Source organism: Streptomyces sp. NPDC056987 (assembly GCF_042673865.1).
Lineage (GTDB): Bacteria > Actinomycetota > Actinomycetes > Streptomycetales > Streptomycetaceae > Streptomyces.
Map to the genome: position 1 here is coordinate 88,402 of NZ_JBHURV010000012.1, position 15,036 is coordinate 103,437.

General features: G+C 72.7%; 10 protein-coding genes. 4 read left to right on the forward strand and 6 right to left on the reverse strand.

Annotated features, from left to right (window positions below; all coding sequences use genetic code 11):
* Nucleotides 1-76: 76 nt before the first annotated feature.
* On the forward strand, nt 77-4,402 hold the full coding sequence (locus tag ACFTZC_RS16515) for a PAS domain-containing protein (RefSeq protein ID WP_382890175.1): 4,326 nt from the start codon (nt 77-79) through the stop codon (nt 4,400-4,402).
* A gap of 95 nt (nt 4,403-4,497) precedes the next feature.
* Here the strand turns inward: ACFTZC_RS16515 and ACFTZC_RS16520 are convergent, their stop codons facing one another.
* The 3 genes from ACFTZC_RS16520 to ACFTZC_RS16530 all read right to left on the reverse strand — a co-directional run bounded on the left by ACFTZC_RS16520 (nt 4,498) and on the right by ACFTZC_RS16530 (nt 7,576).
* Nucleotides 4,498-6,180 (reverse strand): long-chain fatty acid--CoA ligase, encoded by a 1,683-nt coding sequence (locus tag ACFTZC_RS16520; RefSeq protein WP_382890177.1) that lies wholly within the window; start codon nt 6,178-6,180, stop codon nt 4,498-4,500.
* A gap of 176 nt (nt 6,181-6,356) precedes the next feature.
* Entirely contained in the window at nt 6,357-6,950 is a 594-nt protein-coding gene (locus ACFTZC_RS16525) for a SigE family RNA polymerase sigma factor (RefSeq protein WP_382890178.1), read from the reverse strand.
* Nucleotides 6,951-7,261: 311 nt separating this feature from the next.
* Nucleotides 7,262-7,576 carry a hypothetical protein gene (locus ACFTZC_RS16530; protein ID WP_382890180.1) on the reverse strand — a complete coding sequence of 105 codons (315 nt, stop codon included), beginning with the start codon at nt 7,574-7,576 and terminating at the stop codon, nt 7,262-7,264.
* Nucleotides 7,577-7,973: 397 nt separating this feature from the next.
* On the opposite strand from ACFTZC_RS16530, the gene ACFTZC_RS16535 reads away from it, so the two are divergent.
* Together ACFTZC_RS16535 and ACFTZC_RS16540 are read left to right on the forward strand one after the other, a co-directional pair.
* Complete coding sequence (locus ACFTZC_RS16535; RefSeq protein WP_382890182.1) at nt 7,974-8,906, forward strand: bifunctional DNA primase/polymerase; 933 nt, start codon at nt 7,974-7,976, stop codon at nt 8,904-8,906.
* 181 nt (nt 8,907-9,087) lie between these two features.
* Nucleotides 9,088-10,020 (forward strand): D-alanyl-D-alanine carboxypeptidase family protein, encoded by a 933-nt coding sequence (locus ACFTZC_RS16540; RefSeq protein ID WP_382890184.1) that lies wholly within the window; start codon nt 9,088-9,090, stop codon nt 10,018-10,020.
* Between the two features lie 140 nt (nt 10,021-10,160).
* Here ACFTZC_RS16540 and ACFTZC_RS16545 read toward each other — a convergent pair whose 3' ends face one another.
* Genes ACFTZC_RS16545 through pdhA form a run of 3 tightly spaced genes read right to left on the reverse strand, consistent with a single transcriptional unit; the run spans nt 10,161 to nt 13,953 of the window.
* On the reverse strand, nt 10,161-11,669 hold the full coding sequence (locus ACFTZC_RS16545; RefSeq protein WP_382890185.1) for a dihydrolipoamide acetyltransferase family protein: 1,509 nt from the start codon (nt 11,667-11,669) through the stop codon (nt 10,161-10,163).
* Nucleotides 11,670-11,683: 14 nt separating this feature from the next.
* Nucleotides 11,684-12,667 carry an alpha-ketoacid dehydrogenase subunit beta gene (locus tag ACFTZC_RS16550; protein WP_382890187.1) on the reverse strand — a complete coding sequence of 328 codons (984 nt, stop codon included), beginning with the start codon at nt 12,665-12,667 and terminating at the stop codon, nt 11,684-11,686.
* Between the two features lie 2 nt (nt 12,668-12,669).
* Entirely contained in the window at nt 12,670-13,953 is a 1,284-nt protein-coding gene (gene pdhA / locus ACFTZC_RS16555; protein WP_382890189.1) for a pyruvate dehydrogenase (acetyl-transferring) E1 component subunit alpha, read from the reverse strand.
* Nucleotides 13,954-14,286: 333 nt separating this feature from the next.
* Between pdhA and ACFTZC_RS16560 the strand changes: the two genes are divergently transcribed.
* On the forward strand, nt 14,287-14,946 hold the full coding sequence (locus tag ACFTZC_RS16560; protein ID WP_365807704.1) for a response regulator transcription factor: 660 nt from the start codon (nt 14,287-14,289) through the stop codon (nt 14,944-14,946).
* The last annotated feature ends 90 nt before the right edge of the window (nt 14,947-15,036 follow it).

Here is a 15,036-nt window from a genome sequence, read left to right on the forward strand (position 1 = left end):
TGACAGGCCGGGAGCCGAGAGGCAAGATGGGTGCGGCCGTCCGCAAGGTGCAGTGGTTCAGGGAGGAAGCGTCGTCGTGAGCAGCAGGCCATCCCGAGGCGCTGCTCGCCTCGCGGCGATACTCGACGCACTCCCCGACGGCCTGGTGCTCGTCAACGCCAACGGCACGGTCGTCAACGCCAACACCATCGCCCTGGAGATGTTCGAGGCCCCCGGCACGGCCCTGGTCGGCCGCGGGCTGCTCGACCTGCTGCCCGAGTTCGACTCGAAGCTGATCCCCGGTTCGATGCGGCGCCCCGCCTCCGCCGACGCCCGCGGCCGTACGAAGCCCACCCGCATGATGGCGCGGCGCACGGACGGCAGCGAGTTCCCCGCCGAGGTGACCAGCGCGAGCCTGGAGGACGGCCGGGACGCGTACAACGACTCGCACAGCTACACCGGCGACGAGCTGCTCATGCTCGTCGTACGGGACCTGTCGGGGACGATGGACACCGAGGCCGAGCTGGCCCGCTCGCAGCGCCAGACGGAGATGATCCTGCGGGCCGCGTCGGAGGGTGTCGTCGGTACGGACACCGACGGGCGGGTCGTGCTCGTCAACCCGGCCGCCGCGCAGATCCTCGGCCACCGCGCCAGCGACCTGGGCGGGCAGGAGCTGCACCCGCTGATCCTGCACTCGCGCGCGGACGGCGAGCCGTTCCCGTACGAGGAGTCCCCGCTCGCGGACACGCTCCGCTCCGGCCGCAAGCACCGGGTGCGCGGGCAGGTCCTGTGGGCGAAGGGCGGCAAGAAGGTGCCGGTCGATCTGACGACCGCGCCCGTGCGCGACGGCGACCAGCTCGTCGGCGCCGTGATGACCTTCACCGACCGGCGCCCGTACGACGAACTCATCGAGCAGCACGCCGCCGAGCTGACCGCCGCCGAGGAGCGGCGTACCGCGGAGGTGGCCGAGACCGACGAGCGGCTCACCGCCGAGCTGACGGAGACGACCGACCGGCTCACCGCGGAACTGGCCGCCGCCGAGGAGCGGCACGCGGCCGAGCTGGCCGACCGCAGCGACCGGTACGCGGCCGAGATCGAGGGGCTGACGGAGCGGTACGGGGATGTCGCGGGCCGGCACACCCAGCTCACCGCCGTGCTCGGCGAGGCGCTGCGCGGGCCGCTGGACGAGCTGCGCGGCGAACTGACCACCCTCGCCGCCGACCCGGCGGGCCACCTCTGGCCCGAGGCCAACCAGATCCTGCACCATCTCGCCGCCGGGTACGCGCGGATGACGACGCTCGTCGACAACGTCCTCGGCTATCAGCGGCTCGACGCCGGTACGGAGACGCTCACCAAGGCGAAGACCCTGCTCGACGGGGTCGTGGCGGCCGGTGTCGAGGGCGCCGTGGAGCTGATCGGGCCCGGCCGGGCGCAGTTCGCGGTGCACGCCCCGCCGATCGAGGCCGAGGTGGACGGCGTCCGGCTGGCGACGGCGCTCGCGCATCTCGTCGCCGATGTGGCCGGGGTCGACGCGACGGGCCGTACGAAGACGGCGTCGCCGGCCGGCGGTTACGTCGACTCGACCATCGTGGTGGCCGCCGCGCAGCGCGGTGACGTCGTACGGATCGAGGTGCGCGGGCCGTTCGCCGGGGGGGACCCGGTGCACGAGCCGATCGTGCGCGGGATCGTACGGGCGCACGGCGGCGTGCTGCAGACGCACGAGGTGCCCGGGATGAACGGCAGCGCGTACGTCCTGGAGCTGCCGCTGGGCGAGGGCTCGGGGGCGGTTCCGCCGCCCTCCGCGATGCCCGGCGGGGAAGGTACGCAGGGAACGCAGCATCAGGCGCCTTCGCCGCATCCGGGCCCCGGGCAGGGTCACGGGACCTCGGGCGGCGGCAGGCGGCGCGCGCGGCGGGCGACCACGGACGCGTTCCTGGACTCCCCGGTGGAGGACACGGGCGAGCAGGATCGGGAGCCCACGGGACGGCGCAGGGCCCGCGCGATCGAGTCCGGGACCGGCGCCGGGGCCGCGGGTGGCTCTGGTGGCTCTGGTGGGTCTGGAGCCGAGGGTACGGCTGGTGCCGGTGTCACGGGCGCCGGGAGCGGTACGGGGCGGCGGCGCGGGCGGCCCAGCCCGGCCGAGGACGCGGCGCCGGGCGCCGCCGGGCCCGGGGCCGCCCTCGCGCTGCCGGGCGGCGCGCCCGCGCCGGTGCCCGCGCCGTCGGAGGGCGCGGTCGTGACCTCGTCCGAGGGGGCGCACCCGACCGGGCTCGCGGCGCTCGGCGCGGCCGTGCCGCCGCAGGGCGTGCCGGTCGAGCCGGGCTCCGAACGCCGCGCGCGGCACGGCGGGCCCGGGCAGCGGGCGCTTCCCGCGCTGCCGTCCGGGCCGTCGGTGCCGTCCGTGCCGTCGGTGCCCTCCGGGCCGTCCGCTCCTCAGGGGGGCGCTCCGGTCGCGGGCGCCGCTCCGGTCGCGCAGGCACCGGCCCCGGCTCCCGCCGTCGCGGGGCCCGTGCCCGTGCCCGCCCAGCCGCAGCCCCAGCAGCCTTCCCCGCAGCAGCCCGCCGGGCGCCGCGCGCGCCGAGCGCTCGCGCCCGCGCAGGACCGGCGCGTCCCGCCCCCGGCCGAGGCGGACAGCGCCCGCAGCGCGTTCGCCCTGCCGCCCGCCGAGGCGGACCGCCGGGTCCCCGCGCCCGCCGCCCAGGACACCTCGGTGCCGGGCCGGCACGACGCCGTACGCACGGCTCCGGACGACGACCACACCCCACCGCAGCCGCACCCCCTGCCCGCCGCGGGGCGCCGTGCCCAGCCCGGCCCCATTCCCGCCCCCGCCCCGGTGCCCGCCGCCGAGACGGCCGCGGCGCCGGACCCGAACGGCTGGGGCGGCCCCGTACCGGCCGCCCCGGTCGGCGCCTTCCCCCGGCAGGGTGCGGGCCGGCCCGCGGGGACGGCGACCAACGGGCAGGGGATGCCGACCACTTCCGGCTTCGGGTTCATGGCGCCGCCGCCGGGCTGGCCCGAGGAGCCCGCGCCCGCCGACGCGCCCGCCGCCCCGGCTCCGGCTCCGGCTCCGGCGCCGGTCGCGGGGCCGGCACCGGTCCCAGGAACGGCACCCGTTCCGGCTCCGGCACCCGTTCCCGAGCCCGAGCCGACGCCCGCCGCCGCGTCGGTCGCCGCCTCGGAGCCGTCCGCCGAGTCCTCCGTACCGCACCCCCGGCTCGGCGCGCACCAGCCGCTGCCGCCCGCGCAGCCCCTGCCGCAAGAGGCCCCCGTCCCGGTCCCGGTCCCGCCGGACTCCACCCAGGGCCGCGCCTTCAGCGTGCGCACGCTCGGCCAGGGCGTGCCCCTGGCCCAGCAGGGGCAGCAGATCCCGCAGCAGATCCCGCAGCAGGGCCAGCCGCCGACCGCGCCCTCCGGCCCCTCCGGCCGCCGGCGCAAGCTCGGCACCCCGCCCGCCGGCACCGAGCGCCCCGAACCGGCCGGGGCCGCCACCTCCCCTCAGCCGCAACCGCAGCCTCCGGGCCAGGGTCAGCACCAGACCCAGGGCGGCGGCCTGCGGCTGCCGACCGCGCCGGCCACGGGCCGCTCGTACGCCATAGGGGCGCCCGACGAGGGTGCCGAGGGCCCCGAGCCGCTGGACGGCCCCGGTGGCGCGGTCGAGGTCGCCAACCGCCCCCAGCCGCAGCCCGTCGACGACGAACTCCCTCCTGAGCCGCTCGACAACCCGCGCCGCCTGCTGGTCTGGCCCGCGCCGGACGTCCTGACGCAGCAGGCGCTGAGCGACCGCGGCTACCGGCCCGTCGTCGTGCACTCCCGCGAGGAGGTCGCCGCGCAGATCGCCGCGTTCCCCGCGGCCCTCTTCGTCGACCCGCTGACCGGCCCCATCACCCGTACGGCGCTCCAGTCGCTGCGCCAGGCCGCGGTCGCCGCCGAGGTCCCCGTCCTGGTGACGGCGGGTCTGGGCCAGGCGACCAGGGAGGCGGCGTACGGGGCCGACCCGGCCGTGCTCCTCAAGGCCCTGGCGCCGCGCGACAGCGAGCAGCACCCCTCACGCGTGCTGGTGATCGAGGAGCACGAGGAGATCGCGCTCGCCCTCACGGAGACACTGGAACGGCGCGGCCTCCAGGTCGCGCGCGCCGCGAACGACAACGACGCCGTCAACCTCGCCGCCCAGATCCGGCCGAACCTGGTGGTCATGGACCTGATGCAGGTACGGCGCCGGCGCGCCGGGATCATCGACTGGCTGCGCGCGAACGGCCAGTTGAACCGGACCCCGCTGGTCATATACACCTCGGGCGGCATCAACGAGGCGGAGCTGCCGCTGCTCAGCTCCGGCGAGACCGTGCTGTTCCTCGCCGAGCGCTCCACGAGCACCGAGGTGCAGGACCGGATCGTCGACCTCCTCGCCAAGATCGGTACCAACTGACCAGCTGACCAACCGACCTGCCGATCGGCGCCGGTCGACGCCGATCGGCAGGTCGGCGGCGCCGTACGGACAGTCACGCCGCCACGCCGCCACGCCTACAAGCGCGTCACGTCCAGCTCGCCGCCCGCGTACTGCCTGCGGATCATCTTCTTGTCGAACTTCCCGACGCTCGTCTTCGGCACCGCGGCCACCACCGACCACCGCTCCGGCACCTGCCACTTCGCGATCTTCCCGGCGAGGAACTCCTTCAGCTCCGCGTATCCGGTGCTCGCGCCGTCCTTGAGGACGACCGTCGCGAGCGGCCGCTCGCCCCACTTGTCGTCCGGTACGGCGACCACCGCGGCCTCCGCCACGTCGGGGTGGGCCATCAGCGCGTTCTCCAGCTCGACGCTGGAGATCCACTCGCCGCCCGACTTGATGACGTCCTTCGCCCGGTCGGTGAGCGTGAGATAGCCGTCCGGGCTGATGACGCCCACATCGCCGGTCCGCAGCCAGCCGTCCTCGCTGAACTTGTCCGCCGGCCGGAAGGGTTCGGCGCCCGCGCCCCCGTAGTACGCCCCCGCGATCCACGGTCCGCGTACCTCCAGCTCACCGGCGGACTCGCCGTCCCAGGGGAGCAGGTCGCCGCCGGGCCCGGCGAGCCGTGCCTCCACCGCGGCCGGGAAGCGGCCCTGACTGACGCGGTACGGCCACTCCTCCTCCGCGGTGAGTCCGGCGGGCGGGTTGGACGTCGTGCCGAGCGGCGAGGTCTCCGTCATGCCCCAGGCGTGGCAGAGCCGTACCCCGAGCTTGTCGTACGCCGCCATCAGGGACGGCGGACAGGCGGAACCGCCGATGGTGACATGGGCCATGGACGTCAGATCCCGGGGGCGGGCGGTGACCTCGGCGAGCAGCCCCTGCCAGATGGTGGGGACGGCGGCGGCGTGGGTGGGCCGTTCGCGTTCGATCATCTCGGCGAGCGGGGCCGGCTGGAGGAAGCGGTCGGGCATCAGCATGCCGATGCCGGTCATGAACGCCGCGTGCGGCAGCCCCCAGGCCATTACATGAAATTGGGGGACCACGACCAGCGAGAGGTCCCGGTCGGTGAGCCCCATCGACTCGGCCATGTTGACCTGCATCGAGTGCAGGTAGATGGAGCGGTGCGAGAAGACGACGCCCTTGGGGTCGCCGGTGGTGCCGGAGGTGTAGCACATGGCCGCCCCGGACCGTTCGTCCAGCTCCGGCCAGTCGAAGGAGCCGAAGGCGGTGGGACGGCCGGCGATCAGTTCCTCGTACGCGTGCACCCGTACGGGAGCCCCGGACGCCGTGCGCGCGGCCACGGCCTCGTCCAGCGCGGTGCGGTCGCCGGCTCCGGCGACGACGACGTGCTCGACCGTGGGCAGCTGCGGGAGGAGCGGGGCGAGCAGCGGCAGCAGCGAACCGTTCACGATCACCACGCGGTCCGCCGCGTGGTTGACGATCCAGACGAGCTGGTCGGGCGGGAGGCGCAGGTTGAGCGTGTGGAGGACCGCGCCCATGGCGGGGACCGCCAGATACGCCTCAAGGTGTTCCGAGTTGTTCCACATGAGGCTCGCGACAGGCTCGTCGCCGGTGACACCGAGTTCGTCGCGCAGGGCGCGGGCGAGCTGGGTCGCGCGTCCGCCCACCTCGGCGAAGCTGCGGCGCTGCGGTTCGCTCTCCCCGGTCCAGGTGATGACCTGTGACGCTCCATGGATGGTCATCCCCTGGTGCAGGATGCGGGTCACAGTCAGCGGTACGTCCTGCATGGTGCTCAGCACGGCGTCCTCCCGGCGGGTGTTGGCGTCGCGTCGCGATTCGTTGCGGCGGTGTTTCGCTGCCGAGATTCTGCGCGCGTACCGGCCGGTATGTCACTACCCAGGAGTAGAAACCACCGCGGGAAGTTCCCCGAATCCGTCGGGGCCACCCGTGCGTCGGGGGAGGAGGGATCGGGCTGTCAGCGTGCGGGGGAGAGTTCCGGGTCCTCACGGAGCTTGCCGAGCGCGCGGGACACGGCGCTCTTGACCGTGCCGACCGAGACACCGAGCACCTCGGCGGTCTGGACCTCGCTGAGATCCTCGTAGTACCGCAGGACCACCATGGCCCGCTGGCGGTCGGGGAGTCTCATCACCGCGCGCCACATCGCGTCGTGCAGCACCTGCCGCTCGGCGGGATCCGGCTCGGGCAGGCCCGCGGGCTCGGGCAGTTCCTCGCAGGCGTACTCGTCGACCTTGCGCTTGCGCCACTGCGAGGTGCGGGTGTTCAGCAGGGCCCGGCGGACATAGCCGTCCAGGGCCCGGTGGTCCTCGATCCGGTCCCAGGCGACGTACGTCTTGGTGAGCGCGGTCTGGAGCAGGTCCTCCGCGTCGGACGGGTTGGCGGTGAGCGAACGGGCGGTACGCAGCAGTACGGGCCCCCGCGCCCGTACGTACGACGAGAACGACGTGTAGGGCGGATACGTCGCTTGCGCGGCGTACGGCACGTACTGCGCGGCCGGCGTTGCGGCCGGTTTGGCGGCTGTGGAAGCGCTCGGGCAGACAGGCGTGGTCATGGCTCCACGCTAGGAGCGGGGCCCGGCCGAGGGATCGGCCCCAGGTCCCGAAGACGTGTCCGCCTCAGGGTGTAGGGGTGGGGGTGACTACACCTCCTGAAGGTGGAGGAAAGCGGACGCGCACTGTAGGGGCCGACCCTGGCACCGGCCCCGCCACGCGACCGCACCGGTCCCTCCGGCACGTCCGCCCCGCCGGCCGCGCGGACGCACCGTCCGCGCACAAGGCTGCGTACACGGCTGCGCGGCGGTGCTTCCGCACCGCCGCGCAGGTCGTCGTTCACCCCTCAGTCACGCCCCCCGTCGGGCCGAGTTCACCACCACAGATTGGTGAAATTCACCTCGACGTTCTCGTTGGACTGGTCGATCGAGGTGAAGCCCGAGCCCACCACACTCGCGGTGTTGTTCTGGTTGGACGCCCCGGCACCCGTCGCCACCTGCTGCGTGGTCGTCGAGTTGCCGAAGTTGTGACCGCCCACCCCGCTGCCGCTGATCGAGGCCGCGCTGGCGTTCGATCCGTCGTTGGCGAGGGCGCCGTTGTCGGCGTTGGCCACCCCGGTGAAGAGCGCGGCGGCCAGGGGCAGCGCGGCGACAGCGGCGAAGGCACGGGCGGTACGGAAGCTTGCCATGTCATTTCCTCCAGGAACCAGAAGTACGGCGGGAAGTGCAGTTCGATCCGGGGCGGTTGGCCGGCCGCTCCGGTCTTCGTGGCGACGTCGCGAACTCAGAATTGCCCACCGAATCCGTCCGGAACCACCCCGGAGGAGCTGATTCCCTCGCAAGCGTGAGGACAGGTCGATAAACCCCCAATGCGCCCCCAAAGCCCCGCATCACACCACGGCCGCAGAGGCCGACCCCGGCGAGAACTCCTCGGAATCCGGACACCGCAAGAGGTGAAGCGTTTCAGCACACCCCTCCGACCCACCGCCGCCCCCGCGGTGAAATCCATCCCGTAACGCCTCTTCCGGTACCGCCGTCCGGCCCTCCCCCCTTCCTTTCTTCGAACGTCTGTACGAACATGGAGCCATGGCCACCACCCTCCGGCAGACCGCCACCCCGGCCCTCGCGCACGCGCTGTCCGCTGCCGAGCGCGGGCTCCCCGTCTTCCCCCTGTCCCCCGCCAAGCTCCCCGCCCTGCGCTCACCGCACCGGGACGAGCCCGGCGGCCCTTCCCTCTGCCGTGGCGAGTGCGGTCGTCCCGGCCACGGCGTGCACGACGCCACCACCGATCCGGCGGGGGTACGGGCGCTGTTCGCCGCCGTGCCCTGGGCCACGGGGTACGGGATCGCCTGCGGCCGGCCGCCGTACCGGCTCATCGGCATCGACCTCGACGTCGGCCCGGCGGACGGGGCGGTCGCCCCCGGCCCTTCGCGAGGCCCCAGGGCCAACCCTCTGCGGGACCTGCGGGGGCCCGCGCCGGACTCCGTGGCCGCGCTCCAGCACCTCGCCTTCCAGCACCTCTTCACGCTGCCGGACACGGTGGTCGTGCTGACGCCCAGCGGCGGCCGGCACATCTGGCTCACCGGCCCGCCGGACGTCGTCGTGCCCAACTCCGCCGGCCGGCTCGCGCCCGGTATCGACGTACGGGGCGCGGGCGGCTATCTCGTGGGCCCCGGCTCGGTCACCGCCCGCGGCGCCTACCGGCTCGCCCCGGGCACGGCCGGGCTCGCGCCCGCGCCCTGCCCGCGCGCCCTGCTGCGCCTGCTGACGCCGCCGGCCCGGCCCCGGCACGCGCGGGACCGGCCCGCGCGCGGCCACGGCCTGGTGCAGTTCGTGCTCGCCGCACACGAGGGGCAGCGCAACACCCGGCTGTTCTGGGCCGCTTGCCGGGCGTACGAGCACGGCTTCGGCGACGCGCTCACCGAGGCACTGGTCGACGCGGCCGTACGGACCGGTCTGAACGAGCGCGAGGCACGCGCCACGATCGCCTCGGCGGCCCGCCTCACCTCCGGCTCCTGAGGCGGCACATCGGCAACTCCGAAACCACCGGGCCCCTGCGGACCAGTTTTTCCGGAATGATTACCTGGGTTCGTACATCTCTGAGGCCCCTTCGCGGGTCTGACACGTAGCGTTCAGCGTTCGTAGCGCTCAGACGATGTACCGACGTTTTCACCCGCATTCGCGAACTCGGAGTGTTTCCTTGACATCCACTCACCCCGGCGTGCGCAGGTCCGCCGTACTCGCCCTCGGCGCGGGCGCCCTGCTCTCCGTCACCGTCCTGGCCGCGCCCGCGCAGGCGGCCGCCGCCCCGGCCGTCACCGCCAAGGGCGCGTTCCTGCTGAACAATTCGTCCAGTGCCACGGTCTACAGCAAGGCCGCCGACACCCGGCGCCAGATGGCCAGCACGACGAAGATCATGACGGCCGCGGTGGTGCTCAGCACCAAGGGCGTGGACCTCAACCGCAAGGTGACCGTCAAGCAGGCGTACCGCGACTACGTCACCAAGGAGGGCGCGAGCACCGCCGACCTGCGCACCGGCGACAAGCTGACCGTCCGCCAGCTGCTCTACGGGACGATGCTGCCCTCCGGCTGCGACGCCGCCTACGCCCTCGCCGACACCTACGGCACGGGCTCCACCAACGCGGCGCGCACGAAGTCGTTCATCGCGAAGATGAACGCCAAGGCCAAGGAACTGAAGCTCACCAACACCAAGTTCGATTCCTTCGACGGCATATCGGGTGGCGGGAACAACTACACGACGCCGCGCGACCTGGCGAAGATCGCGCAGTACGCCATGAAGAACGCGGACTTCCGCGCGGTCGTCAAGGCCACGTCGTACAAGGCCACGGCCCCGGCCGCGAACGGCGGCAAGCGCACGTACACCTGGTACAACACCAACAAGCTGCTCGGCTCCTACAACGGCGCCATCGGCATCAAGACCGGCACGGGCACCGCCGCCGGGCCCTGCCTGGTGTTCGCCGCGACGCGCGGCGGCAAGACGCTCGTCGGCGTCGTCCTGAACGGTTCCGACCGGTACAAGGACGCGGCGAAGATGCTCGACCACGGCTTCGGCACCTCGACCGCGAAGACGATGAAGCTCCGGACCCTCCCGGCGGACGCTCAGCGCGACTGAGCCGCCCCCCTTACGACCGGGCTCCACGAGGGGTTCCGACCGGCAGTGAGGGACGGCAGTGGGACAGAGGTGGGGGACGGCCCGAGCGGCCGTCCCCCACCTCTGTCCGTCACGCACCTCTGTACGTCACGCTCCGCCGATCACGCCCACGTGATCAGGCGCTTCGGCTGCTCCAGGACCGCGCCCACATCGGCGAGGAACATCGAGCCGAGCGCCCCGTCGATCAGCCGGTGGTCGAAGGAGAGCGCCAGGGTCGTGACCTGGCGCGGCCTGACCTTCCCCTTGTGGACCCAGGGCTGGGGCTTGATCGAGCCGACCGCGAGGATCGCGGACTCACCCGGGTTCAGGATCGGCGTACCGGTGTCGACGCCGAAGACGCCGACATTGGTGATGGTCACCGTGCCGCCCTGCATCGCCGCCGGGGTCGTCCTGCCCTCGCGGGCGGTGGTGATCAGCTCCCCCAGCGCCTCGGCCAGTTGCGGCAGCGTCTTGTCCTGCGCGTCCTTGATGTTCGGAACGATCAGACCGCGCGGGGTCGCCGCCGCGATGCCCAGGTTGACGTAATGCTTGAGCACGATCTCCTGGTTGGCCTCGTCCCACGCCGCGTTGACGTCGGGGTGCCGCTTGAGGGCGACCAGGAGCGCCTTGGCGACGAGGAGCAGCGGGCTGATCCGTACCCCCGCCATGTCCTTGTCGGACTTCAGCTCCTCGACCAGCTTCATCGTGCGGGTCACGTCGACGGTCAGGAACTCCGTGACATGCGGCGCGGTGAAGGCGCTGCCCACCATCGCGGCGGCCGTGGCCTTCCGTACGCCCTTGACGGGGATACGGGTCTCCCGGGCGGTTCCGGGGGCGTACGCGGGTGCGGTGGCCTGGGCGGGGACGGGTTCCCGGTCGAGGACGGGTTCCGGTGCCGGCGCCGCGGACGGTGCGGTGGCCGGGGCCTCGGCCCGTTCCCGCGGCAGGGCCGTCGCCGCGTGGACGTCCTCGCGGGTGATGATCCCGTCCGGGCCCGACGGCGTCACCGTCGCCAGGTCCACGCCGAGGTCCTTGGCCAGCTTCCGTACGGGCGGCTTGGCCAGCGGGCGCGCGGGGGAGGCCGGCGCCGTACCCGCGTGGCCGTTCACCTGGCCGGGCACCGGGGCGGGCGGAGCCGCCGGGGCGGCCGGAGCGGCGCCCCGGCGCGGGCGGCGCTTCGTGGGCGCCTCGGCCACCCCGTAGCCGACGAGCACCGGCGTACGGCCGCCACCCGCCGCCCCGGCCCCGGAAGCCGGAGCGGCGGCGGGGGCCGAAGCTCCCGGAGCCGAAGCCGGAGCGGAGGCCGGAGCCGAAGCCGAATCCGGGGCCTGTTCCGGAGCCGGAGCGGGAGCCTGCCCCCCGCCGCTCCCCGGGGCCACGTCCACCGTGATGATGGCCGCGCCCACGTCGACCGTGGCGCCCTCCCCGAAACGCAGTTCGTGCACCACCCCGTCGTACGGGATGGGCAGTTCGACGGCCGCCTTCGCCGTCTCCACCTCGCACACGACCTGGCCGTCCGTGACGGAGTCGCCCGGCTGTACGTACCACTTCAGGATCTCCGCCTCCGTGAGTCCCTCGCCCACGTCGGGCATCCTGAACTCCCGGTACCGGGCGGCGATGTCAGCAGTCATGGTCACGGCACTCCTCAGTACGCGAGCGAGCGGTCGACGGCGTCGAGCACCCGGTCCAGGCCCGGGAGGTACTCGTCCTCCAGCCGGGCCGGCGGATACGGCGCGTGGTAGCCGCCCACCCGCAGCACGGGCGCCTCCAGGTGGTAGAAGCAGCGCTCCGTGACGCGGGCGGCGATCTCCGCGCCCGAGCCGAAGAAGACCGGCGCCTCGTGGACGACGACCAGCCGGCGCGTCCGCTCCACCGACGCCTGGAGCGTGTCGAAGTCGATCGGGGACATCGACCGGAGGTCGACGACCTCCAGCGACTTGCCCTCCTCGGCCGCGGCGTTCGCCGCCTCCAGGCAGACTTTCACCATCGGGCCGTAGGCCGCCAGGGTGAGATCCGTACCGTCCCTGACCACCCGCGCCCCGTGGAGCGGGTCCGGGATGGCCTCCGTGTTGACCTCGCCCTTGTCCCAGTAGCGGCGCTTCGGCTCGAAGAAGATCACCGGGTCGTCGCTCTGGATGGCCTGCTGCATCATCCAGTACGCGTCCGACGCCGTGGACGGCGAGACGATCTTCAACCCCGCCACATGCGCGAACAGCGCCTCCGGCGACTCGCTGTGGTGCTCGACCGCGCCGATGCCGCCGCCGTACGGGATACGGATGACGACCGGCAGCTTGATCTTGCCGAGGGCGCGGGCGTGCATCTTCGCGAGCTGCGTGACGATCTGGTCGTACGCCGGGAAGACGAAGCCGTCGAACTGGATCTCCACCACCGGGCGGTAGCCGCGCAGCGCCAGCCCGACGGCCGTGCCGACGATGCCCGACTCGGCGAGCGGGGTGTCGATGACCCGGTCCTCGCCGAAGTCCTTCTGGAGGCCGTCCGTGACGCGGAAGACGCCGCCGAGCTTGCCGACGTCCTCACCCATGATCAGGACCTTGGGGTCGGTTTCGAGCGCCTTGCGGAGCGACTCGTTGATCGCCTTCGCGATCGGGAGCTTCTGTACGCCGCTCATGATCACTTACCCCCCTCGGCGGAACCGGCGGAACCGGCGGAACCGGAATCTGCGGGTCCGGAATCCACGAACGACGCCTGGTACGCCGCGAACTGCGCCCGCTCCTCGTCCACGAGCGCGTTCCCGTCGGCGTAGACATGGTCGAAGATCGCCATGGGGTCCGGCTGCGGCATCGCCCGTACCACCTCACGTACCCGCTTTCCGAGTGTTTCGCTCTCCTCGTCCAGCGCCGCGAAGAACGCCTCGTCGGCGTTGCCCTCGCGCTCCAGGTACCGGCGCAGCCGCAGGATCGGGTCCTTCGCCTGCCACGCCTCCGTCTCCTCGTCCGCGCGGTACTTCGTCGGGTCGTCGGAGGTGGTGTGCGCGCCCATCCGGTACGTGAACGCCTCCACCAGCATGGGGCCCTCGCCCCGGCGCGCCCGGTCCAGGGCCGCGCGGGTCACGGCCAGGCAGGCGAGGACGTCGTTGCCGTCGACCCGGACGCCGGGGAAGCCGTACCCCTGTGCGCGCTGGTAGAGCGGCACCCGGGTCTGGCGCTCGGTCGGCTCGGAGATCGCCCACTGGTTGTTCTGGCAGAAGAAGACGACCGGCGCGTTGTAGACGGCGGAGAAGGTGAACGACTCGGCCACGTCGCCCTGGCTGGAGGCGCCGTCCCCGAAGTACGCGATCACGGCCGAGTCCGCGCCGTCCTTGGCGACGCCCATGGCGTAGCCGGTGGCGTGCAGGGTCTGCGAGCCGATGACGATCGTGTAGAGGTGGAAGTTGTTCGAGTTGGGGTCCCAGCCGCCGTGGTTCACGCCGCGGAACATGCCCAGCAGATTGGTCGGGTCGATCCCGCGGCACCAGGCGACGCCGTGCTCGCGGTAGGTCGGGAAGACGTAGTCGTCGTCGCGCAGCGCGCGCCCGGAGCCGATCTGCGCGGCCTCCTGGCCGAGCAGTGAGGCCCACAGCCCCAGTTCGCCCTGGCGCTGGAGGGCGGTGGCCTCGGCGTCGAAGCGGCGGGTCAGGACCATGTCCCGGTACAGCCCGCGCAGGGATTCGGGGGTGATGTCGGCGATGAGGGCCGAGTATTCGGGGTGCTCCAGGCGCTCGCCCTCGGGGCTGAGCAGCTGGACGAGCTGCGGCTCGGAACCGGGCCCGGGGCCGGTCGCTTTCGCGCCCTTCGGGGTCGCCGCCGTTTTCTTCTGGGCCGTTTTCTTCTGGGCCGATTTCTTCGCGCTCGCGCGCTTGGTACCGGTACCGCTGCTCGGTCGCGGTGTGCGAGCGGCAGTGCTTTCCACGGTCACGTGCGTGCTCCTCCGTCTGTCCGGCCCCCGGGATCCGCCGGGAACCAGTGCGGCTCGCCTGTACCGCCCGGCGCACAGGGTGGGTGCGACCAGATCGGGACAGACGTGACAGGTGCCCCGGCGAGCGCCCTGTCACAGGCACGTTACCCAGTGGGCACCATTACTGCGAAACCCCATCTGACCTGCAATTTTGATTGGATTTCCAAGTAAATCGGCAAAGTCGGGAACAACCACTGGTCACAGCCTCGCAGGCCGCCGGAACAACGGCACGTTATCCCGCTGGTCAGCGGCAGGGAAGGGCAGGGAAGGAGTGAGTGTGTGAGACTGAATTCTGTGCACGAAGAAGGAAAAATCACGGTATTCCTCCTTGACGATCATGAAGTCGTCCGCCGGGGCGTCTTCGAACTCCTGTCCGTCGAGGACGACATCGAGGTCGTCGGCGAGGCGGGCACGGCTGCCGACGCGATGGCCCGCATCCCGGCGACACGCCCGGACGTGGCGGTGCTGGACGTACGGCTCCCCGACGGCAGCGGCGTCGAGGTCTGCCGGGAGATCAGATCCCGGGACGAGTCCGTCAAGTGCCTGATGCTCACGTCGTTCGCGGACGACGAGGCGCTCTTCGACGCGATCATGGCCGGCGCCTCGGGTTACGTGCTGAAGGCGATCCGGGGGAACGAACTGCTGACGGCCGTACGGGACGTGGCGGCGGGACGGTCCCTGCTCGACCCGGTGGCGACGGCGCGGGTGCTGGAGCGGCTGCGTACGGGGAACAGCGCCAAGGCGGACGACAAGATGGCCGGCCTCACCGACCAGGAGCGCAGGATCCTGGATCTGATCGGCGAGGGGATGACCAACCGGGCGATCGGCGAGCGGCTCCATCTCGCCGAGAAGACGATCAAGAACTATGTCTCCAGCCTGCTCTCCAAGCTGGGGATGGAACGGCGGTCGCAGGCGGCGGCGTACGTGGCCCGGCTCCAGGCCGAGAAACGCTGACCCTCCCGCCGGGCCCGGTCGGCGTCGTACGACAGCGGCCCGGTCGGCGTCGTACCGCGGCGGACCTGGTCCTAATCGGGACCAACGTCC